The sequence below is a fragment of the Gimesia sp. genome, assembly GCF_048260065.1.
In the GTDB taxonomy this organism is placed as follows: Bacteria; Planctomycetota; Planctomycetia; order Planctomycetales; family Planctomycetaceae; genus Gimesia.
Window position 1 is genome coordinate 216,125 of sequence record NZ_JBLXHC010000004.1, and the last position, 21,247, is coordinate 237,371.

General features: G+C 50.7%; 16 protein-coding genes. 3 read left to right on the forward strand and 13 right to left on the reverse strand.

Annotated features, from left to right (window positions below; translation table 11 throughout):
- Positions 1 to 101 precede the first annotated feature (101 nt).
- From ACN0YN_RS09225 to ACN0YN_RS09240, 4 genes are all read right to left on the reverse strand, one after another.
- Positions 102 to 1,550: a DUF1501 domain-containing protein gene (locus tag ACN0YN_RS09225; protein WP_417384709.1), complete on the reverse strand. Its 1,449-nt coding sequence runs from the start codon at positions 1,548 to 1,550 to the stop codon at positions 102 to 104.
- Between the two features lie 19 nt (positions 1,551 to 1,569).
- Complete coding sequence (locus ACN0YN_RS09230; RefSeq protein WP_417384710.1) at positions 1,570 to 4,554, reverse strand: PSD1 and planctomycete cytochrome C domain-containing protein; 2,985 nt, start codon at positions 4,552 to 4,554, stop codon at positions 1,570 to 1,572.
- Between the two features lie 179 nt (positions 4,555 to 4,733).
- Positions 4,734 to 5,156 (reverse strand): hypothetical protein, encoded by a 423-nt coding sequence (locus ACN0YN_RS09235; protein WP_417384711.1) that lies wholly within the window; start codon positions 5,154 to 5,156, stop codon positions 4,734 to 4,736.
- An 86-nt stretch (positions 5,157 to 5,242) separates the two neighbouring features.
- The gene (locus tag ACN0YN_RS09240; RefSeq protein WP_417384712.1) at positions 5,243 to 6,166 is read right to left on the reverse strand and encodes a DUF1559 domain-containing protein; all 924 of its coding nucleotides are present in this window, start codon (positions 6,164 to 6,166) and stop codon (positions 5,243 to 5,245) included.
- Positions 6,167 to 6,505: 339 nt separating this feature from the next.
- Here ACN0YN_RS09240 and ACN0YN_RS09245 point away from each other — a divergent pair, with 339 nt between their 5' ends.
- The gene (locus tag ACN0YN_RS09245) at positions 6,506 to 7,045 is read left to right on the forward strand and encodes a sigma-70 family RNA polymerase sigma factor (RefSeq protein ID WP_278471547.1); all 540 of its coding nucleotides are present in this window, start codon (positions 6,506 to 6,508) and stop codon (positions 7,043 to 7,045) included.
- Positions 7,042 to 8,724: a LamG-like jellyroll fold domain-containing protein gene (locus ACN0YN_RS09250; protein WP_417384713.1), complete on the forward strand. Its 1,683-nt coding sequence runs from the start codon at positions 7,042 to 7,044 to the stop codon at positions 8,722 to 8,724. The genes ACN0YN_RS09245 and ACN0YN_RS09250 overlap by 4 nt, the downstream gene beginning before the upstream one ends.
- Here ACN0YN_RS09250 and ACN0YN_RS09255 read toward each other — a convergent pair whose 3' ends face one another.
- The 7 genes from ACN0YN_RS09255 to ACN0YN_RS09285 all read right to left on the reverse strand — a co-directional run bounded on the left by ACN0YN_RS09255 (position 8,725) and on the right by ACN0YN_RS09285 (position 16,762).
- Positions 8,725 to 9,747, reverse strand: coding sequence for a hypothetical protein (locus ACN0YN_RS09255; protein ID WP_417384714.1), 1,023 nt, complete (start codon positions 9,745 to 9,747; stop codon positions 8,725 to 8,727).
- Between the two features lie 14 nt (positions 9,748 to 9,761).
- Positions 9,762 to 10,898: a leucine-rich repeat domain-containing protein gene (locus tag ACN0YN_RS09260; protein WP_417384715.1), complete on the reverse strand. Its 1,137-nt coding sequence runs from the start codon at positions 10,896 to 10,898 to the stop codon at positions 9,762 to 9,764.
- A gap of 18 nt (positions 10,899 to 10,916) precedes the next feature.
- Positions 10,917 to 12,215, reverse strand: a complete 1,299-nt coding sequence (locus ACN0YN_RS09265; RefSeq protein WP_417384716.1) for an MFS transporter — start codon at positions 12,213 to 12,215, stop codon at positions 10,917 to 10,919.
- A gap of 114 nt (positions 12,216 to 12,329) precedes the next feature.
- Positions 12,330 to 12,641 carry a hypothetical protein gene (locus ACN0YN_RS09270; protein WP_417384717.1) on the reverse strand — a complete coding sequence of 104 codons (312 nt, stop codon included), beginning with the start codon at positions 12,639 to 12,641 and terminating at the stop codon, positions 12,330 to 12,332.
- A 31-nt stretch (positions 12,642 to 12,672) separates the two neighbouring features.
- A complete protein-coding gene (locus ACN0YN_RS09275; protein WP_417384718.1) occupies positions 12,673 to 13,923 on the reverse strand; it encodes a leucine-rich repeat domain-containing protein in 1,251 nt (416 codons plus the stop codon).
- Positions 13,924 to 14,135: 212 nt separating this feature from the next.
- The gene (locus tag ACN0YN_RS09280) at positions 14,136 to 15,293 is read right to left on the reverse strand and encodes a hypothetical protein (RefSeq protein ID WP_417384719.1); all 1,158 of its coding nucleotides are present in this window, start codon (positions 15,291 to 15,293) and stop codon (positions 14,136 to 14,138) included.
- Positions 15,294 to 15,454: 161 nt separating this feature from the next.
- Positions 15,455 to 16,762 (reverse strand): hypothetical protein, encoded by a 1,308-nt coding sequence (locus ACN0YN_RS09285; RefSeq protein ID WP_417384720.1) that lies wholly within the window; start codon positions 16,760 to 16,762, stop codon positions 15,455 to 15,457.
- A gap of 498 nt (positions 16,763 to 17,260) precedes the next feature.
- Here ACN0YN_RS09285 and ACN0YN_RS09290 point away from each other — a divergent pair, with 498 nt between their 5' ends.
- A complete protein-coding gene (locus ACN0YN_RS09290) occupies positions 17,261 to 17,458 on the forward strand; it encodes a cold-shock protein (protein WP_417384721.1) in 198 nt (65 codons plus the stop codon).
- Between the two features lie 103 nt (positions 17,459 to 17,561).
- Here the strand turns inward: ACN0YN_RS09290 and ACN0YN_RS09295 are convergent, their stop codons facing one another.
- Together ACN0YN_RS09295 and ACN0YN_RS09300 are read right to left on the reverse strand one after the other, a co-directional pair.
- Positions 17,562 to 18,797: a cysteine desulfurase gene (locus ACN0YN_RS09295; protein WP_417384722.1), complete on the reverse strand. Its 1,236-nt coding sequence runs from the start codon at positions 18,795 to 18,797 to the stop codon at positions 17,562 to 17,564.
- A 761-nt stretch (positions 18,798 to 19,558) separates the two neighbouring features.
- Positions 19,559 to 20,953, reverse strand: a complete 1,395-nt coding sequence (locus tag ACN0YN_RS09300; protein ID WP_417384723.1) for a hypothetical protein — start codon at positions 20,951 to 20,953, stop codon at positions 19,559 to 19,561.
- Positions 20,954 to 21,247: the final 294 nt, after the last annotated feature.

Below are 21,247 nucleotides of genomic sequence, written 5' to 3' on the forward strand. Positions count from 1 at the left end.
CTGACTTGACTGTAAGTAATAAAACAAACGAGTGGCTGGTTCTGTACCAGTCACTCGTTTTTTATTGGTAGAAGTGCAGCCGAAGTCACAGTCACTTCATATTATGAAATGATCTCTTTGATCACGTGACCATGCACATCAGTCAGACGGCGATCGATGCCATTATGTCTGAAGGTCAGTTTTTCATGATCGATGCCCAGCTGATGCAGAATGGTGGCGTGCACGTCATAGCACATTGTCGGGTTAGCTGGATCTGCGGGTTTAAATGACCATTGATCCGATTCCCCATAAGTCGTTCCCCCTTTAATACCGCCTCCCGCCAGCCAGTTGGTGAAGACAAACGGATTGTGGTCGCGACCTTTGCTGCCTTGACTGCAGGGCATTCTGCCGAATTCGGTAGTCCAGAGAATGATGGTATCGTCGAGCATGCCTCGCTGTTTCAGATCTTTAATCAAGGCGGCAGCCCCGATGGACATACCCCGTCCTAAAGGCCAGTGATCGCGTTTGATATCTTCATGAGAGTCCCAGTTGCGACGTGGAAAACCGTTGTCTGCTCCCGACCAGATCTGCACGAATCGTACCCCCTGCTCCAGCATGCGACGGGCGACCAGACAGTTTCTGCCAAAATAAGCGATCTCTGCGGCTTCGCTGATGCCTTCCTGGACTTCAAAGTCAACGGAATCCAGACCGTACATCTGGAGTGTGCTTTTCGTTTCCCCGGAAAGATCGAGAACTTCCGGTGCCTGCAGCTGCATCCTGGCTGCGAGTTCATAAGATTGAATCCGCGCATTCAGACGCGAATCCCCCGTGCGTTCCTGTTCGTGTTTCTGATTGAGCTGTTTCAGGGCTGTTAAAACATCGCGATCGCTTTTTCGCGTGACAAAGTCATTCTCAGGGGGAAACAAATTCGAAATGGGTGTTTGGGAATTCGGGCGAATCATGGTTCCCTGATTACTGGCGGGCAAAAAACCGGCTGACCAGTTTGCGGCTCCGTTGGGAGCAAAGCCGCGCGGGTCGGGGAGTACGACAAATGTGGGCAGGTTGTCCGTCATGCTGCCGAGTCCATAACTGATCCAGGCACCCATGCCGGGAAAGCCGGGCAGAATGAAACCGGTGGCCTGCATAAAGGTTGCCGGGCCATGCACGTTCGATTTGCTGACCATGTTGTGAATGAACGCCATATCGTCTACACAGTCTCCCAGCGGTGCGACGCATTCATTCAGCCACTTACCCGATTGACCGTACTGTTTCCACTTCCAGGGGGCCTGCATCGTTTTACCAGGCGATGATTGAAAGAGCTGGACCTGTTCCCCCGGATCCCAGTTGTTACCGTTGTCTTTAATGAGCAGTGGTTTATAATCGAACGTATCACACTGGCTGGCGGCCCCCGACATGTAGAGCTGGATTACCCGCTTTGCTTTCGGCGGGTGATGCAGCGTCTGCGTACTGGTCTGAGGAGTTGCCAGCAGTTGATCGTTTTGCAGTAGTGAAGCCAGGGCAATTCCCCCCAGTCCCCCACCGGCTGACATCAGAAACTCTCGACGATCCATGAGATCACTTTCTGCTTGATTAATCGATAAAGATGAATTCGTTGCTGTTCAATATCAGTCGGCAGACGTTTTTCAGTCCATGTTGTTCGCCGATGGTCTTTAAGAGCTTCAGTTCATCCGGTTCGGGTTTTCTACCCAGCGCCGTTTGAAAGGCCTGGTTGATTTGCGTTGTTAAGTCGTCTGAGTGAGTCTCGAGACTGGCTGCAAAAAAACGGGACATACTGATCATAAACTGGTCGTTTAACAGGGAGAGCGCCTGGAGTGCCGTCAGGGTTTCAATGCGTTTGGGAGTAATCTGTGAGGGATCGGCACAATCCAGTGATTCCATGAACGGGTCGGGAACCGAACGAACGATGAAACGATAAATCGAGCGACGATGTCGCTCTGCGGTGGCGGGATCATACTTCTGATAAAGATAGTGGGGAGAATGCTGTGGCTTTTCCAGTACAAAGAGCCGATCCCCCGGACCGTACATTTCGAGGTCCAGCTTTCCACTGATCTGCAGGACGGAATCGCGAATGGCTTCCGCTTCCAGTTTGCGACGATTCATCCGCCAGAGCAGACGGTTGTCGCCGTCAAGCTGACTCCCTTGCTCATTGCTGAGGGATGACTGCTGATAAGCAGTACTGAGTACGATCCAGCGGTGCAGTTGTTTCAGGGACTGGCCTTCATCGCGGAAGCGACTGGCCAGATAATCGAGCAGCTCGGGATGTGTGGGTTTGGCGCCCATTTTGCCAAAGTCATTCGGTGTGTCGACGATGGCTTTCCCAAAATGATAGAGCCAGACTCGATTCACAATCGAACGCCAAGTGAGCGGGTTGCGGGGGCTGATGATCCAGTTTGCCAGTGCCAGGCGTCGAGAGCCTTCGTTGCCGGGATCTTTCAGATACAAATCACCATTGATTCCGTCTATCAGGTTGGGGACGGAAGCGGCAACCTCCCGGACCGGTGCTTTTTCACTGCCTCGACTGAGCAGGAACACAGGACGCGGCTCTCCCCCCGTCGGTCGGAAATTGCCTTTCGCGGGGAAATCGGTAGCCGCTGCAAATACCTTTTTGGACTTCGGAAGTTTGTCGAGATGCGACTGAGCCCATTTGATTCTCTGGGACCATTCGTGGAGTGTTTTTTTCTCTTCTTCGGACGACAGGCTGGCCAGCAGATCATCCCGTTTCTGTTTCAGCTTGGCCAGATCCTCGTAGTATTCAAGGCTCTGATAAAACTTGCCATCGATCAGATTCTTGCGGGCCCAGCGGGGGTGAGCTTCGATAGAATCCAGCGAAGTTACCTGCGCCTGATCGGCGAGATTTCGGTGTCCTTTCGCGACGACCTGAATTTCTCCCAGCGCGAAAATGAAATCATTGGAGCGGGGGGCGAGTTTTGTGGCGGTCATTCGCAGATACTGAATCCGTTCTCCTTTGAGCGCAATCTCCAAAGGTGTTGTACCGGGGTTTGCGTAATCCTGGCCTGTAAAATCGGCGATGATGGTGGTCGATTTGAAATCAGGGGTCTCTGAAATTTCCAGTTTGAACCGCCGGGGGAAACCGAAGCCGGCTCCGATGTTGTTGTAATTGTCAAAGGCGGGAATCAGTCTGATCTTTTCGGCAGTCACCGGCTGTTTGAAGTTGAGTTGCACCCATTTGGGAGAGCTGTCTGATTTTTCAATCTGGCTGTGATAGCCAAATTCGACCCCCTGCCCTTCTTTTGCATTCTGAGCCTGTTTGAGTTCTGCTTCGAGACGAGTCAGTGCGGCTCCACCCCGTTTTCTGATCTGAGTATCGAGTTCCTGATGTAATTGCTGAGCCCGGGCCTGTTCCGATAACAGAATGTTACGTCGTTGAGCGGTTTCGGGATCAGGATCATAGCTGCGTTCGGCGCGATCGATGCCGGCGAAGACTGCCTGCAGCCCGTAGTAGTCTTCCTGTGAGATCGGGTCGAACTTATGATTGTGGCAGCGGGCACACTGAACTGTGAGACTGACGGTGGTGTTCATGACGGTGGCGACCATGTCGTCGCGGTCGAGATTACGGGTGATCTTTTTCTCGATCAGTTTTTCGCTGATCTCAATCTGGCCGACCCAGTCGAAGGGACCCGCGACGATGAATCCGGTCGCGGGTACGCCGTCTGGTGAGTGGGGTTTGAGGAGATCGCCGGCCAGCTGCTGCTGAATAAATTGCCCATATGGCCGGTCTTCATTCAGTGAGCGGATGACGTAATCCCGATAAGGCCAGGCGTTTTCGCGGAGTTTGTCTTTGTCGTAGCCATGCGTGTCCGCGTAATGAACCACATCCAGCCAGTGCCGCGCCCAGCGTTCCCCGTAACGGGGGGAAGCCAGCAGTCGGTCGATGAGTCGCTCGTAAGCACGCGGATCGGTGTCTTTGACAAACTGTTCGATTTCTTCCGGTGTGGGGGGGAGTCCGATCAGGTCAAAATAGATGCGGCGGATCAGCGTACGACGGTCAGCGGGCGGCGAATAATTCAGCCCTGCCTGGCGAAGCCTGGCCAGCAGAAAGGCATCGACGGGGGTGCGGACCTGCTTTTGTTCTTTGGCGGGCAGCTCAGGCAGAGCCGGTTGTGATAACGGTCGAAAGGACCACCAGTCATGGTCATTGAGCTGGGCTTCCTGAATTCGATGCTCCGCAGGCCAGACGGCACCGGCTTTGATCCAGTTGCGAAGTATTCCAATTTCCGTTTCGTTGAGCGGTTCCCCCTTTTTGGGCATCTCCGGTTCGGGGCCTGCGACATAATCGAGTAGTAGACTTTCCTCCGCGACGCCGGGGGTCAGGATGCGTCCATTATCGCCTCCTTTCAGAGCACTCTGTATCGTCTCCAGCGAGAGACCGCCATCTTTTGTGCTGTCGTTATGACAGTGGATACAGTGCTGCTGCAGGATCGGGGCAACCTGTTCTTTAAAATCAGGTGCAGCGCGCGTTGTTGGGACAGCAATTGTCAGAAAGAGAGCCAGGCAAAAGAGTCGTGAAACAAAGAACGGAGGAAAAGCAATCATCTGTTTTTTCTATCTCTCAGAAGTGAGAAGTAATAGTTCATACACGTGAGCTGTGTCTGCTCTGACTATTTCATTATAAACGACAGAGACATTTAATGTATGTTTGATTGGAAAAACTAACCTGAGTCAGGGGTCTCAGGGGATAAATTGAGAGATGCCAGAGTGAAGCAGGCGATTCTCTATTTGGTTTCCAGATCGAAAAGCTGTTGATTATTGCCCTCTTTGAGCGTGACTGTCAGTTCCGTTTGCCTGTTGAAGCGGGGAGGGATGCCGTTTGCATATTCGGTAACCATTGTTTCACCATCGGTATCCAGAATCTGTTTTCCGGTAGGAATACTGGAATCAATTTCCACTTTATACTCTCCCGGGCTGGGGCCAGTTTCTTTAGGAATGACAAATTTTCCCGATTCAATTTTCGCACCCGCAGAAGCTCCTTTGCCGGCAGGGATAAATGTGATGACCCCCTGTTCCACCGGAGTGCCATTCAGAGTCACAATACCTTCCACCTGGGTTCGCTCGAATGCACTCTGGTTGTTACAACCACCCAGCCCGATAACAGCTGCGCTGTATAACATCAACATGAGACAAGTCTGTGTTTTCATTTGTTCAGCCCTTCTTGGAATCTCCAGGATTCCTTTAAGCAGGTCGTATTTGATGGATGTTCAGGAAGTGAGTCGATGCGAATGGTTTAAAATTCGCCGATCACTTCTCCACCGCTCATGCTGCTCAGGCTTTGCCAGGTGTTGAGGTCAATATTATCAGAGACGAATCTGACAGCACCGTCACACATCAGTGCATGCACCCCGCCCACGTGCAGACTTCGTGAAGCATTGCTGCGATCATTTCCCGCGATAGAGCCTGTGCAGGGAAGTCGATCTCCTTCCGAGACACAATGCGTAACCAGATCAGGAGCCGAACTGTTGGGACCGACGCGTGTCATGACGACACTTTCCGGTTCGTCATTCCAGATCCAGGCTCGATAATCGTCTGCACCCGTGGCAGGCTTCAGCATTTCCAGCATGGCCAGTGTGTTGCTGGAACCATCGGTGATATCCCGCATTTTAGCTCCGAATGCATTTTTGAACGGCGCAGGTTTGATTTGAGTTCCAAATGTGCCCTGCCCCCAGTTGACACCATAGTTTCCTCGAATACTTCCATCCGAATTGGAATTCCAGATGGCATCTCGATCGGTAGGGCATTGCCAGACAGGAATCGGCACCAGCCGCACACCGTTGCCGGCGGGTTGAGGATCATGCACGGTAGCGTGCCAGTTCTGGTTATGATCGTACAGGTTGTATATGTTGGCTTTATCGAGAAAAGGCAGCAGATGCAGGCAGAAAGGAGTTCGTTTTCCTGATGGTGAGGATGGCGTCACAACTCGATATATCATTCCAGGAGGAAACAGTCGATGTGTTTCGTGATAATTATGAAGTGCCAGTCCCAGTTGCTTTAAATTGTTTTTACAGGTACTGCGGCGGGCTGCTTCGCGTGCCTGCTGAACTGCAGGTAGTAGCAGGGCGATCAAAATCGCTATGATGGCGATGACGACCAGCAATTCAATTAAAGTAAACGCGGAACGCATGCGAAAATCATGTTTGCGAGCGACGAACATAAGTTCTCCTTGGGTTGAATCAGATGAAAATAAATCGAGATAGAAAACAGAACTCCTTGGATATGAGGGAAATAGCAATCATCGGAACTGCATTTCAGAAGGGAGAACGGTAAAAACGCAGCGGGCCCTCAATAGGTATATGGCGCGCTGAGTAGCCGGTTCGTACCAGAACTTTCTGCTTTTCATAAAAAAATGCGGAATTCATAATTTTCCAGTACCAATCAGGCAGACTGCGCGCCACATACTATAGAAGGCAGTTTCGCGGGTTTGTTTCTGCGCGCATTTCTGTCGCCTGAATGTTTTCTTCCGATCTCAGTGATTGATAGACTTTACCACGCTATGAGTAAGCATTTAGACAATCCGGTCATGAGTGAAGAGTTCTTTCGACTGTTCTCGCGGGAAGACCGCAAAATCTACGGGTTTATTCTCGCCCTGGTACTGGATGTCTCTGCTGCGGAAGACATTTTCCAGGAAACCTGTGTGATCCTGTGGAAAGAATTTTCAGGATATGATTCAGATCGCAGTTTCCTGAACTGGGCGAACGGGATTGCATTCAACCAGGTGCGAAAATACAGACGGAAGTATCAGAATAAACGGCTGATCTTCAGTGATAACCTGGTGACGGAACTGGCAGAGGACGTTTCGAGCATGGTGGAGGAACAGAGTCAGCGTCAATTGGCGCTCACCCAGTGTATGCAAAAGCTGAGTCCGCGCGAACGTGATCTGATCGACGCGTATTATGGAGACCGGGAGACGGCGGCCACAGTCGCCGACCGCTGGAAATGTTCTTCTCATGCGATCTATAAAACAATTAAAAAAATCCGGAAAGTATTATTTGATTGTGTCAACCGCCGTCTTTCCAGTGAGATGACTTCATGAAAAAATCTGACTCCATACTGCCGGAGCAAATTCTGGAACTGGCTGACGCGCAATGTTCGGGGATCATCACTGAAGTAGAGCTGGCAGCCCTGGAGCAGTTTCTGACGGAGCATCCCGAGTACCGTCGCGAATACCTGAATTTCGTGTTTCTGCATATCGGGCTGGCGAGTGCAGCAAAATCCGCACAGTTACCGCCTGCTGAAGCAGAAGCTCCCACGATTCCACAGAAACCAAGGCGTGTGCCTGCCCGGTTTCTGCTTATACCAGGCTTCAGTCTGCTCGTCTGTCTGTGTGCGGTCGGGCTGTTTCTCTCCGTACAGAGTGCACCTCAAAAGGCTGGTGCGCCTGATATCGTGCAGGATCGGTCTCAATATTATTTTGATGAAAATGCTGTCCCTCCCTCAGAAGTCGCTTTTGTGCAGTCGACGCTCCAGGCGAAATGGGAACTGCTGGGCAAGAATCCGATGATGACAGATCACTTTCAGCCAGGCACTGTAAAGGTGACTTCCGGTAACGTGGACTTTGCTTTTTCGGGCGGTGCCGATGTTTCCCTGACAAGTCCTTCCCTGTTCGGTATGGAAGGCAAAGATCAGGGTACACTTTTTTCCGGGAAGCTGCTCACACATCGCTCAGATGGCAAAGCTCCCTTTAAACTGGAAACACCCAGTGTGGAGCTGATCAATCGGGGAACCGAATACGAAGTCAGTGTGAACGAAGAGTCTGAAACTTATGTGCATGTTCTGGATGGCCAGGTTGAAGTGAAGCTCCGTGGACGTTTACCTCGATTCTACTGGAATTTCGATCAGAGAGAATCGGAGTCATTACAGGATGCGATAGGCATGGGAGCAATTCGTGCCGGCAAAAATGCAGTACGGGTGGAAGGCATCATTGGCAGTGGTGCAATACGGTTTAATAATCACCCTGATGCGAGTCTGCTGCTGGGCAATGGAGGCGGTAAGGAAGTGGGGACCGGTGATTATGCAGTTTCGACAGGGGTGTCTATAGAAGCGATGGTGATATCTGAGTGGCAAATTTCGGATCATCAACCTGCTAAAAAGCCTTATGATTACGATGAAATATTTCGTAAAGAGGATGGCAGCTACCGGATTCTGTTGAGTTTTCAAAATGATGATAAAGCCGGTGTATCTCAGATTCCTGTAGTGAAGGGAGGTCCGTGTCTGTCATTTGGTCTGTTTTTGTCAGGTCTGGGTTACAACGAACTGGATATGCCTTTAGACGGGAAAGAGGGACGCCCCACGCTGGCTGAAATGCGAGATGGCAAGCCGCATCATATCGTTGCCACTTATAATGGCTGGACGGGTGTGAAAGCAATTTATATTGATGGCAAGCTGCGAATGAGCCATCGATTTCCAGTCGGCACGATGATCATCAGCGGTGGCTCGACACCTGCAGTGATAGGTAACCTGATCACCTCTGATTTTGAATCATTCGTAGGCCGCGAGCCGTTTAGTGGTGTGATTGATGAAGTCGCATTCTATGATTACGCACTGGATCCGGCGACGATAGCCGCTCACTTTGAATGCGCCAAAGCGGGCAGAGATTATTTTGAAGGCCAGTTGAACAAATTTGTGCTGCAGGAAAAACATGGTAAAAACATGCTGCTCAACAAAGGCCAGAAAATGAGATTCTCCGCGGGGACCGGGAAGCCCATGTTGTAATCAGTCAGGGTTCTGGTTCAATCGATTTCTGATATAGAACATTGCGACCAGGAACAGGCACATCTCTGCCAGACAGAACAGACCTGCATACATCGGGTTACGGCTGACGAAGGCATAAAACACAAACCCGTTGGTAAACAGTGTCCCGCAGACCATCACCACTTTCGTAAAAGTCTCTTTTGCGGTATTCAATGCCTGTAGAGGTAGAATCCACATCAGCAAGGCAATCAACATGAGACCAGCGGGATAGCTGATTACCATGATCGCTAAAAAGGCCAGCACGATCGTCATGACCAGTAAGAAAGTGACGAGATGATACCGGCGGGTGCTCATCATTTCTTTGCGGGGTAGTTCGATCAATTGAAAGAAACTGTTCCAGAGCACTCGTTTCTCGGGAGTGAGACCACAAGCATAGCGGATTTCTTCAAACTCGAAGCGCTGCCAGTTCCAGCCGGGTGTTTTTTCCAGAATCAACGCGGGACGGTTTTCCAGATAGAGATTGTCGACCGTACGATTCGTGTCGCTCTCATAATAATAGAGTTCAGAAAGATCGTAGAAGTGCGATTCCTGTTCGTGCACGACGATCAGTTGATTGTTTTGTGCGACCAGCGTGCGGGGCAGTTCCTCAGCTGCTCTTTTGTCTGCAGCATCGAGCTTCAGAGATAGCAGATAGAGCGGTAACAGAAAGGCAACCGGTAACATGGCAAGCAGGAAGCCATTCCAGAAGCCGACGACGAACAAACCTAAGGGAAAAAAGATTACTAAAATACCAATCAGCGGATAGAAAAAATTGTTCTTGTAGAATTTCTTACGGGAGATCGCATCGAGTGTCAGGGTTTCTTCGAGGTAAGCATGTTCTCTGGCCCAGGCGAGCAGCTCGGGTGAAACTGCGTTGATACATGCGACACAGTAGCGTTTTCCATCCCACATTTTGAGCGAGTGTCGCTGCTGGCCGAAGAGCGACTCACACCGGGCACAGGCGTGTGGGGCGTTCGAGTCATTCTGTTTCTGAGGGGAATTCATTTCAGGTCTGTTGCTCAATTTTCCTGCGCCCGACGTTGTTCCCGGATTCGATCAAACTGTTCCAGCATGCCGGGCTCCATGTCTTTGGCGTAATAGCTAACTCCGGTCAGTTGGGGATGCTCCTGAAATATCTGCAGGGCTTCGTGATCTGACATGTCGGTTCCATTCAGCATGATCCTGGTCAGACGGGGCGGCCATGATTTCAGGTTCCGAAAGGCTGCTGCGGTGATGTGACAGTTACGTAAGTTGAGCTCTTCCAGGTAAGGACTCCCCTCCAGCAGCGCGCGGACGCCTGTGTCGGTAACAGCGGTCTCATCCAGCATCAGCTTTTCCAGTTGATCAAGCCGGGCGAGTGCGGCACAGACTTCGTCACCGACCTGCGTTTCTCCCAGCTCGAGAGTTTTCACGGAATGCAGTTCGCCCAGAAACGGCGCAGCCCGATCATCGATTTCAGTTCCGCTGAGAACAAGCCAGCGTAATTTTTTGAGTTGTTTCAGATGACGCAGATCAGTTGAAGCGACTGTGGAACCGGAGAGATACAGTGTATCCAGTTCTGGTAACGTTGCGATTCTCTGCAGAGTGGCATCCCCGATCTGTGTATTCACAAGATAGATACGCCACAAATCCCGGCAGTCACCGATCCAGCTCAAGCCGTCATCGGTAAGTTGAGGACCGTGGATTGACAACCAGCCCAGGTTTTTCAGTGGAGCCAGTTCCCGGGCCCCGGCGTCCGTTAATTCAGTCCCGTCAAAGCTGAGCCGGGAAAGGTGAATCATCTTTCCCACGGTTGGGGCTTCCCGGTCACTGACCAAGGCCCGTTCGCAGTGAAATTCTTTGACCAGAGGTGCCAGTATTTCGAGGTCCTCGTGAATCTCCGCGACCTTACCGGGGGAATTGAAGATGCTGCAGATAATTCTGATTTCACCGCGCGAGAACCGGGGGAGAGAAACTCCCGGCAGCGCGTTGCTGACGAGTCGAAAAAGGGGATCGAGGCTGCTGCTCGAGTTCACTTTACATCCTCGCGCACGGATATTGTCTTCCGCCTGCGAAATGGCGATGCTCTGCTGGTAGAGAAGTAGACTCAAAATACAGGCGATGATCAGTACAAGGCTGAAAAGCAGATACCAGTTTCTACGTTTGCCTGTTTTCATGCGAGTGACTTTCTGACCTCATTCCTCCAGTGAATTGTGACGGGTTTCTTTGATGGTGAGGGTGATGCAGAACGAAATGGCGGCGATGCCGGAGAGGTACCAGGCGATGGAGAGTGGATTACCGGTCGAATGGACCAGCCAGGCGGCGACCATGGGGGCGGTCCCTCCGAAGATGGCGAAGGGGATGTTATAGCTGACGCTGGCAGCACTGACGCGGACGCCACGCTGGAAGAGTTCGGTAATCGTGGCGGGGATGGCACCGGCGAAGCAGGCGACGAGCAGGGCAAAGCCGATCTGGCCGGCGAGGATCATCTGGTACTGATGGTGGTGCATCAGCCATAACAGAGGGTAAGAGAGCAGCGTTACCCCGGCGGCGCCGATCAGCAGGAGTGGTTTACGCCCGTATTTATCAGCGAGTATTGCCGCAAAGGGAACCATCACGGTCAGAGCAGCCATGCTGATGGTGTTGATGTCCAAGGCTTCCGCGCGGGACTCTCCCACTTCTTCTACGAGCCAGGTAGAGAGATAAATGAAGACGGTATAAAAGGTGACGGCATTCATCATATTCAGGCCGGATGACTGCAGCAGTTCTTTTTTATGGCTGCCCCAGGCCTGTTTGAGGGGGGAATAGACTTCCTGTTCAGAGAGTTCTTCTGCGATCGGTTGATCGGGGATGCCATGCCTGATGAAGTAACCGACGAAGGCGACAAGTACGCCGGCCAGGAACGGAATCCGCCAGCCCCAGGCAATCAGTTGCTCACTGGTTGTAAATGTGTTGATTAACGCGCCGACAGCCGAGCCAAGCAGAATGCCACAGGTGGCGCCGATCATGCTCCAGGCACCAAAAAAGGCGCGGCGACCGGCGGGGGCATGTTCGACAAGGAAGACGAACGAACTGGTGTATTCCCCGCCGACCGAAATACCCTGTATCATGCGAAGAAAAACCATGATGATCGCAGCAAACATGCCGATCTGCGCGTGTGTGGGAAGAATGCCGACGAGCATCGTGGGGATGGCCATCATCATAACGGAGAGGGTCAGCGCTTTCTTACGACCAATGCGATCGCCGATATGACCGAACAGAACGGCTCCCACCGGTCGCATCAGAAAGCCGGCGGCGAAGGCACCGAACGCAGCGATGAGTGAGACCCGGGGATCTTCCGCCGGGAAGAAGAGATTGCCAATCGTGGGGGCGAAAAACCCATAGACGGCGAAGTCATACCACTCCAGAATATTGCCGATAAAACCAGCCGCCAGGACCCGGACCTTTTTAGTATCCGTTTCTTCGGTATTAATACTTGGAGCCGCGGTCGACATGGAATGTTTATCCTCTGATTGGATGTCCTGATATCAAGAAAACGGAATGCGTTTGTAGTTTAGGCGATTCGAATTCATGTGGGAATCCGGATTTCGGGAAAGCGGGTAGAAACGTTACTGCTGTCTTTTAAATTGGGACAATTGATAGAAAATCGCTGTCGAGATGCAAAGGAGTACGAGGCCGCTCAGAAAGAGGATGAGCATCGGATGGTCTTTGTGGCGTTCTTCCCAAGCCACAATTCTCTGAATGGCTTCGGTTTTACAGTTGAGGCCTTCCAGTTCGAAACGCAGGGCATCTTCCACCATCAACGGTTGAATATGAATGGCTGCTGGAATGCAACAAAGCTCAAACAGGCCAACCAGAGTCACCACGATGGCACAGTTTCTAAGCGTGACGATACGGGAATCCAGTTCGGATGGTTCCATGAGCGGGTATCCTGTGGCATGTGTGGTGGAACTATAACGGGCTTATTTCCGTGTCAAATTTTGTAACGTCGATTCCCGCATCACGAATCTCTTCGATGGTGGCGGGGGAGATGCTGGTATTGAATGCTTCAATAGACTCTAGAGCTGGAAGCTGCAGGAGAATTGATTTCGCCTGGTCGGTAACGCGAGTGTGGGACAGGTTGAGCATTCTGAGAGCCGGCAATTCGCTCAGTTGCCGCAGCCCCGCATCACTGATTTGTGTGTCTGATAGATCCAGATAATCCAGCTTCGGAAGTTGCTGCAGAACTTTTAAGCCAGCATCGGTGATCTTTGCTCCTGGCAGGAACAACGTTTCCAGGTTTTTCATTGTTGCCAGATTCTGGAGACCCTGGTCAGTTACCTGGGATTCGTATAATCTCAGTGCTGTGATTTGATCCAGTTGAGAGAGTTGCAGGGCTACGGCATCGTTGACTGCGGTTCCCTGCAGTTCGAGTTGATAGAGCTTCTTCAGATTCGCCAGTTTTGCGAATGCCGCCGCTTCGATTTTCAGATTTCCCAGGCGAAGAGCACGCAGATTCGGGAACTTTGATAACTCCTGCAGTCCGGCGCTGCTGATACAGGTATTGCTGAGATGCAGATAGGCCAGGCCGGAATTGGGTGAGAGTTTCTGCAGACCCTGATCTGTAAACTTTGTATCAGACAAGTCGAGAAATATCAGCTTTGGGAAAGCGTTCTGGGGGAGCTGAGCCCCTGTGATCTCCATATGATGCAGTCCGAGAGTTCCCAGCGCCCTTATTTCTGCCAGTCTGTTGAAGCCGTTGTCTGTCATGGAGCCACCGGTAATACTGAGGTGCCACAGATTCGGCTGATTGAACGATCTAATACCCTGATCCGTGATGCTGGTGGGATTCTCAGCGGTGCCTAAAGTCAGGTATTTGATAGAATGCAGATTGCCCAGTTCCAGCAGAAATTCATCGTCGATCTGAAAACTGTCTGCAGGACGCAAATAGATCCCCTGGATGTTCCCCCAGAAAGCGTTTGCCTGCAGGGACATCGGCCCCAGACTTATCTGGTCCAGCAGGCTTTTTTTTAAGGTGAGGTGTCCCCCATGCTGCTTTACTTTTTCGGCCAGCTTTATGGCACGCCAGCGTTGCAGGCCTTCCGGGATCAACAGTATGAAAATACTGACGGAAAGAATCAGCCACAAAGTACGAAGACTCATCCAGCGCTGGGGATCAGCTGTCAGAGTTTCAGAGAGAGTACAATCACTGTGTCCTGTCATGGGCTGCGATTCGTTGAAGATGATGTAGGTCAAACAGTCGGCAGCGATTTCGATGCTAACATGATAGCGAAATCGCAGTTCTGATTGAGAATATTATTAACCACGAAAGGCATGAAAAAACACGAAATAAGATCTCTGCCGTGATTTCTATTAAGAGTCGTCACAGAAATAAAGTCGTTTATTTCCCGGTTGGTGATATTCAGATTTAAAAATTACTGTTGGACAACATTCTGCTCACCTGAATTTACCTTGATCCCTGCATTTCTCAGCGATTCAATTGTCGCTGCTGACAATCTTAAATCTTGTAAGTCTAATTCCTTCAGTTGTGGAATCTGTAAGAGTGTTTCCATTGCTGCGTCGGTGATCTGTGTATTTGCCAGATCCAGACGTTGTAAGGTTTTGATCTCAGTCAGATGTTTAACACCTGCATCGGTAATGTTCGTATGGGAGAGAAACAGTTGCTCCAGATTTTTTATTTTTTGTAAAGCGACCAGTCCCTGATCTGTGACTTTTGAATGGTCCAGCATGAGAAACGTGATTTGTTTCACATTCGCGATTTGCTTTACATGATCGTCGTTGATTGCATTACCTTGCATTGTCAGAGCACGAAGTGATTTTATTGCAGCCAGATGTCTGAGGCTGCCGGCGGAGAATATCGAGTTATTTAAATTCAGGTCTGACAATTTTGTTAAGTTTGACAAATGCCGGAAACTGTCTTCATCGAAGGTTGAATTACTGATGTTGAGAAAGAACAGGTTGGGAATCGCAGAAATATTTTTCAATCCGTTATCAGTGATCTTTGATCCAGAGAGTTGAAGTATCTCCAGTTTTGTCCAGGCAGGAGTCGTCTGAAGTTGTTCTCCCGTAATCTCTGAATCGTAAAGTGAGAGGGTTGACAGAGTGGGGATCTTCTGCAGTTGATTGAATCCTGAATCAGTGAATGATCCACCGGTAATGCTGAGATATTGCAGCGGATAATTTTTCAACGCGGTAAGCCCCTGGTCTGTGACGAGAGACGGATTTTCAGCGTTGCCTAATGTCAACACAGATAAATGTCGTTGCTCACCCAGGGAATTAATGAACTCATCGTCGATCTGGTAGTCGGCTGAGTTCGGAATTGAGATCGATTTGATTCCTCCGAACTGGGGACCTAAAAAACTTGTCCAGGGATGAGAGTATTCGATTTCTCCGCCATGACTGCGGATTAAATCATCCAGAGATGCAGGCCCCCAGCGTTTTAAGATCAAAGGTACGAAGCAGATGAATAATACCAATCCGAGGGTCATCGATAAATACAATCTGCGGCGACTTAATCCGGGTGATGAGGAATGATCCAGGCGTTGACTCTCAAGAGTGATGCTCTGATTCATGATGGTATCTCACCCTGTATAGAGATCTTCTGCCAAACAGGATGACCTTGATTGATCCCAGTGGGATCAGCTGTTTTGATTTCGATTTCTTCCCACACTCGTCTCTCAGTCATGTCGTTGTGACTTTTTCCGTTGCCAGGGTGAATCTGTTCTCCACTTTTTCAGGGAGTCAGAGCCGGGATGCCAATGCTGCGGCCGTAGGCCAGGCTGAGTTGTTCGACCGTTAAACCGTAAGCGCGTTGCAGGCTGTCCTGCCAGGTGAGTCCTTCTTTGATGCCGTTGAAGAAGAGTTTGAACTGTTCCGGACTGGCTTTGAGCATAAGTTGAATGATCGCGCTGGCAGAGCCGTACTGCCAGCTCTCGAGGCGTTCGTTATTGAAGAACTGCCCGCCGAACGTCTGGACCTGTTTCAGGCGGGACGCTGCTTCGACCTGGCGGTAGCGGACTTCTTTCGAACTGGGGACGACCATCATGGCGATCCAGTCAGCAATGCCTTCGTTGATCCAGGTTGGGATATTGACGGTCGATTTGTAGCGGTGAATGTAACCGTGTGCCGTTTCGTGGACGAGTACGGCGCCAAAGAAATTCGGATCGTTGCCACGATAGCAGGAGACGATGACTTTCCCATCGCCGTGTGAATGGCAGAGCCCGATCGCGTTACCGGTTTCCGTACGATTATAAAACTGTTGTTCAAATTCCAGGAACGCGGATTTCGCGAGAAACGCCACGATCACTGCTTTGCCGCGCCAGATGTTGTGGCCGGGTTTGAAGCCGAACGACTGACCGAGCAGTTCATTCATTTTGTCGAGTTGCACCAGATAGGGGGCAACCTGATTGGCGGGCATGTCGGTATAAAACAGGAAGTATCTGGTTTCATACAATTTCATGTTGAAGCCGGCGTAATGTTTGCCGACTTTGTCGAGAAAGTCTTTGTATTCGTTGACGTATTTCAGTTGCTCTTCTTCGGGGATTTCTTCCCATAATTCTTCGTTGGAGGCACGGAGCTTTTCAGAGATGGCTGCGTTCTTTTTACTGATATCTTCCAGCATGGCTGCTTTGATCGAGGAGAGATACTGGAACTGGTAGACTTTGTCGTCGATCTTCATTTCATCCAGGCGTGTGACCAGCAGTCGTTTGCTACGGGTTGCGTTGGGGGCTTTGACTTCGATGGATTTGATCTGACTCTTGTCGCGGCCGGTTAAGAAGCGGGTGATCTCCACACCCTGCTCTGCTTTTCCATTTGAAGCGGTGATGTCAGCCGTTTTGCCGACCAGCTGTTCGACTTCTTCTGCGTTGAGCGCAAATTCCAATACAGCTGCTTCCACCGTATTGGCTGGACTGGCGTTGAGACGGGTCGTGCGTCGCTGTGCGTCTGCCTGGTTTGTGGTGACCACGAAAGCCAGCAGTATTACCAGCAGGCCTCTGGGCTGCGCGCGAAAAACAGGTGATACAGGGCGAGGATCCATCATGAGTACTCGCTTTCTGAGATGAAATGATTCGAAGTGATGCTCTGTTATCAGAACCTACTCTTATCGTCTGCTGAACTGATACAATTGTCAAGTAGTATCTGAAATGTGGGGGTTGAGATCCCCGGAATCCCTGTGGAGAACTGAATTGTGTTTCCAGGGAGGCAGGCTGCGATATTGCGAGTTCAGGGGAGGCGGGTGATATCTGCGGTTTGTTAGTTTGACCAGTTTTCAGACCGGTTCGGGGAATTGGGTAGGAATTCTGGCAAACCAGACGAATTGAGTAAAAGAATAAAAGTTTTTTTTGGGCTTGTGGAGCTGGAAAACAGGCACTTCTCATTGGAATATTTTATCTCAGAAGTGGCGGGACAGGAGATTCCTGTTCACTCAGCTTGTTTTATTATGGGGCGCGGTTAGAATCAAATCTTGCGGCTGAACTTTCTGAACCAGTTGTTTCGGGAGAGGCCGCATTTTTTGTTTTTTAAAGAATCGGAAAAGAAGATGGCTGAAGGTACTATCAAAAAAGTGACACAAAAAGGATTCGGGTTTATCGACACACAAAGTGGAAAAGATCTGTTCTTCCACTCGTCAAACCTCGAAGGTGTGTCATTTGAGCAGCTCTACGAAGGGCAACGCGTTTCCTTTACAGAAGGACGTGGGGAAAAGGGACCAAGAGCAGAAAATGTTAAGCCTATCTAGTTTAGACTAGAGAATGGTAACATTCAGAAACTCAGAGAAGCCGGCGCAAAAACGCCGGCTTCTTTTTTTATATCCACATGATTCAATATGAATGCCGCCTGACTTAAGTCAGCCGCAGTCGCTTACGGGCGAAGTCGATGGCGTCGATCAGGGCATCGATTTCCTCTGTGGTGTTATAGAACGCCAGGCTGGCACGCACGCTGGCAGCGATGTTCAGATGCTGGTGCAGGGGCATGGTGCAGTGATGCCCGTGTCGGACGGCGACCCCTTTTCGGTCCAGGAGCGTGGCGAGATCTTCCGGATGCGCCCCCGCGACATTAAAGCTGAAGATGGTTCCCCGCTGCTCAAGTTCCTGCGGTCCGTAAATTTCCAGGCCGGGAACTTCAAGCAGTTTCTGCAGTGCGTATTCACCGAGGAGATGCTCCTGTTCCTGAATCGCGTCAAAGCCGAGATCGGTGAGATACTCGATTGCGGTGCCCAGCGCGACTGCTTCAGCAATCGGAGGCGTTCCCGCTTCAAAGCGGGCCGGTAGTCCAGCCCAGTGAGATTCTTCGAGATGCACTTCCGAAATCATATTGCCTCCGTACAGGAAGGGAGGGAGATTTTCCAGGAGTGCTTTTCGCCCGTAGAGGACGCCGATGCCTGAGGGGCCGAACAGTTTATGACCGGAAAAGGCGAGGAAGTCAATGTCGCTGTTGACCACATCGACCGGCTGATGGGGAACACTTTGTGCGCCGTCGACAAAAATCAGCGCACCGGCTTCGTGGGCCTTGTGTGCCATTTCAGAGATGGGGTTAATGGTTCCCAGCACGTTCGACATGCCTGTCACGGCGACGAGTTTTGTTTTTGCTGTCAGCAGGCTCTGGTAGTGTTCCAGGTCAAGACGGCCGTCGGATGTCAGCCGGATGAATTTGAGGACCGCACCGCGCTCTCGGGCGATGGCCTGCCAGGGGACGAAGTTCGCATGGTGCTCCATTTCATTGAGGATGATTTCGTCACCCCCGTTGAGGAAATGGCGTCCCCAGGTCTGGGCGATCAGGTTGACCGACATGGTGGTGCCGGAGGTGAAGATGATTTCTTCAGGAGCTGCCGCACCGATGAAGGATTGAATCCGGGAACGGGCGGCTTCCATTTCCGTCGTGACACGATCCCCCAGCTGATGCACGCCGCGATGCACGTTGGAATAATATTGTTCGTAGACTTCTGTAATTTTATTGATCACCGAACGGGGGCGCTGCGCAGATGCGCCGCTGTCCAGATAGACAAGTGGCTGTCCATTGGGGAGTTTCTGATTCAGAATCGGGAAATCGTCCCGAACGGATGCGAGATTGGCGACCATTGCTGCCTGCTTCAGACTGTTAAATATTAATGAGGTTGTTCATCAGGAATTTTAACACGAATTCAGCCAATGAAAAGGGAGCCCCGAAAATGCGGTTTTTTACTTATTACAGTAACGTTTGACAGGGCAACGCTTTGTTACGGGCAGGACACGGAATCAGAGTACGAAGTTCGCGTGAGACTGTGAGTGCTTCCTGTTCATCTAAGCGATCTGGAGACTTTCCTTAAAATGAGACTGTGTCCAGTTTTACTATAGCGTCTCCAGGTCCATTTGGACCGAGTATATTAGATTGTGAGACGCTATGGTTACATGTGATGCGCTCTAGCAGTAGCAGTCTGAGGAAAGGAGCAGAAAAATGAAAATCAAGCAGGAGGCAATGATGATGTTCCGATTCGTAGAGTTTAGTGGATCATTTTCAGTTCGACATCAGTATGCCGCGTCCATGTTATGCCTGTGTCTGGTCAGCATGTGGTACAGGTATCGTATGTTTGTGACGATCAGCAGGCGCATAGTGGCGGAATATTGGCGCAAAAATGACGTTTTACGCTTAACTGATCACTGTTTCTCCGGAACGGTTTTACTGGTTCAAATTTCAGATTCGTCTGCCATCCGCAGGTTTTATGGTGATGGTTTCGACAGGTGAGAATGCTGGCAGTGGATAAAAAAAAGTGATTTCACGCATAGACAATAAAAAAAGCCCTGCGGACAGGGCTGGGGTTTTCTGCTTTGGAGCTGGAAATCTGATATCTCAGTTTCACCGATTATTTTTTGGGAATGAGGCGTTGTGCTTTGGAGATACGATAACAGGGTTTTCCCATGCGGTCCTGTTTTGAACCATCGATCGTGCCATCCAGAAGGACGACATCGCCGTTGGTAAAGCGGTTGAGTTTTCCCTGATCGATGAGCACGATGTTCCCGCCAAATTTATCTGATTTGTCGGGAGTGACATTGTAGGTGATGTTCCAGGATTTTTCCTGTTCATCATACTCAATGACTCCGCGTAACCAGCGGTAGTTTTGTTTATCGTAATTGAAGGGAGAGGGGGATTGCTGGCTGCCGCCGACAGGCAGGTCGAATGAAGCGGGTTGAAACCGGGCCGGCGTCATGAAGGAATCGTCTCTGACCAGTTCCGGTCCTGATGCGGATCGCTGGTGATCAGCATGACTGACTTGTCCTGACGATGGCTTCATGGTTGAACTGCTGTTCGGGCCGAACGTTTCGTCGTCGCCGTTGTTGCCTGGAAATGGTTTGGAAGGGGGTTGAAATTCCTGGCTGCTGTCAAACGAGTTCTGGTTGAATGTATCGTCGGCTGGAATCGGATTGGCTTTGAATTTTTGGGGATTCGCACCGAAGGCATCGTCGCCGCTTTCGAAACTCTGCTGTTCAACCGGGTTTTGTGGTTGAACGGGATTGGGAACACTGAAGCCTTCGTTCTTATTGGAATCGAATTCATTGCCTGATGGCTGGAACTGATCCGGTTGTTCGAACTGGTCGGGTAACTGGTTGTTCTGAAACTGATCGCCGCCACTGGGGCCGAACTGGTCATTCATCTGGTTTGAAGTTCCTGCGGACGGCTGCGGCCTTGAATTACTTTCGAAGGTATCCCCGGAATCTCCCGGGAATGCGTTGCTGCCGGGAGCAGGGTTGCTGTTGCCGGGAAATTCGTTATTGAATGACTGATTGTTGGGTTGGATCTGGTTAGGGTCCTGATAACTGGGGACCGGGTTACCGGGAAGGGAATTATTGACTCCGCTGCCGGGATTGAGGTTTCGTCCTGAAGCGGTTGAATTGGCATCAAAGGGGGTGGCTGCTCCGGGATTACTGTTGGCGGGCTGTTTCCACTGGGAATCGACGCCATCGTAGTTGGTATTATTGGTGTTTCCCGGGAACGCGTCGCTATAAGCTTGTGAATTAGAAGAGGGGAGTGATCCCTGTGGCGGAGGAACCGGCTGACCAAGTTCTGGTTGCACGGGATAACTGCCAGGCGGAATGCTGCCGGGCATCACCGTTCCAGGGGCCATTTCATAAGGACCAGGAGCTCCGTAAGGGCCGGGATAAGCTCCACCATACGGATATTGATGATGGGAATAGCATCCGGTGACAGCGCAGCTCAGAAGAGCGCACCAGCTCATATTGAAAAGATAACGTATCGACATGATTGGGTCCTTAAAGTTCCAAGTACTTTCCCGGAAGAGACTGGTCATCTGCAGAATAGGGAAAAATCTATGGACGGGATGCCTGCTGGATACAGGATTTCGGGAGTTTTTGCATCACATACAGCGGGGATTGATGTGAACGGTCTCTGCGGGGAGACAACAACAAAAACGGTCTTGTTTCCAGTAAGCGAGCGGGATTTTAGGGAATCTTGAATATGTGTCTATACCGAAACTGCGATTCTGATTCTTCCTCTTTAAAAGTTGGGAAGAAAATCAGCCGCTCAGGCTACTTTG

Bases quoted from the DNA above. Each gene is read 5' to 3' on its own strand.
- ACN0YN_RS09225 (WP_417384709.1), bottom strand. From the start codon at position 1,550: ATGGATCGTCGAGAGTTTCTGATGTCAGCCGGTGGGGGACTGGGGGGA.
- ACN0YN_RS09230 (WP_417384710.1), bottom strand. From the start codon at position 4,554: ATGATTGCTTTTCCTCCGTTCTTTGTTTCACGACTCTTTTGCCTGGCT.
- ACN0YN_RS09235 (WP_417384711.1), bottom strand. From the start codon at position 5,156: ATGAAAACACAGACTTGTCTCATGTTGATGTTATACAGCGCAGCTGTT.
- ACN0YN_RS09240 (WP_417384712.1), bottom strand. From the start codon at position 6,166: ATGTTCGTCGCTCGCAAACATGATTTTCGCATGCGTTCCGCGTTTACT.
- ACN0YN_RS09245 (WP_278471547.1), top strand. From the start codon at position 6,506: ATGAGTAAGCATTTAGACAATCCGGTCATGAGTGAAGAGTTCTTTCGA.
- ACN0YN_RS09250 (WP_417384713.1), top strand. From the start codon at position 7,042: ATGAAAAAATCTGACTCCATACTGCCGGAGCAAATTCTGGAACTGGCT.
- ACN0YN_RS09255 (WP_417384714.1), bottom strand. From the start codon at position 9,747: ATGAATTCCCCTCAGAAACAGAATGACTCGAACGCCCCACACGCCTGT.
- ACN0YN_RS09260 (WP_417384715.1), bottom strand. From the start codon at position 10,898: ATGAAAACAGGCAAACGTAGAAACTGGTATCTGCTTTTCAGCCTTGTA.
- ACN0YN_RS09265 (WP_417384716.1), bottom strand. From the start codon at position 12,215: ATGTCGACCGCGGCTCCAAGTATTAATACCGAAGAAACGGATACTAAA.
- ACN0YN_RS09270 (WP_417384717.1), bottom strand. From the start codon at position 12,641: ATGGAACCATCCGAACTGGATTCCCGTATCGTCACGCTTAGAAACTGT.
- ACN0YN_RS09275 (WP_417384718.1), bottom strand. From the start codon at position 13,923: ATGACAGGACACAGTGATTGTACTCTCTCTGAAACTCTGACAGCTGAT.
- ACN0YN_RS09280 (WP_417384719.1), bottom strand. From the start codon at position 15,293: ATGAATCAGAGCATCACTCTTGAGAGTCAACGCCTGGATCATTCCTCA.
- ACN0YN_RS09285 (WP_417384720.1), bottom strand. From the start codon at position 16,762: ATGATGGATCCTCGCCCTGTATCACCTGTTTTTCGCGCGCAGCCCAGA.
- ACN0YN_RS09290 (WP_417384721.1), top strand. From the start codon at position 17,261: ATGGCTGAAGGTACTATCAAAAAAGTGACACAAAAAGGATTCGGGTTT.
- ACN0YN_RS09295 (WP_417384722.1), bottom strand. From the start codon at position 18,797: ATGGTCGCCAATCTCGCATCCGTTCGGGACGATTTCCCGATTCTGAAT.
- ACN0YN_RS09300 (WP_417384723.1), bottom strand. From the start codon at position 20,953: ATGTCGATACGTTATCTTTTCAATATGAGCTGGTGCGCTCTTCTGAGC.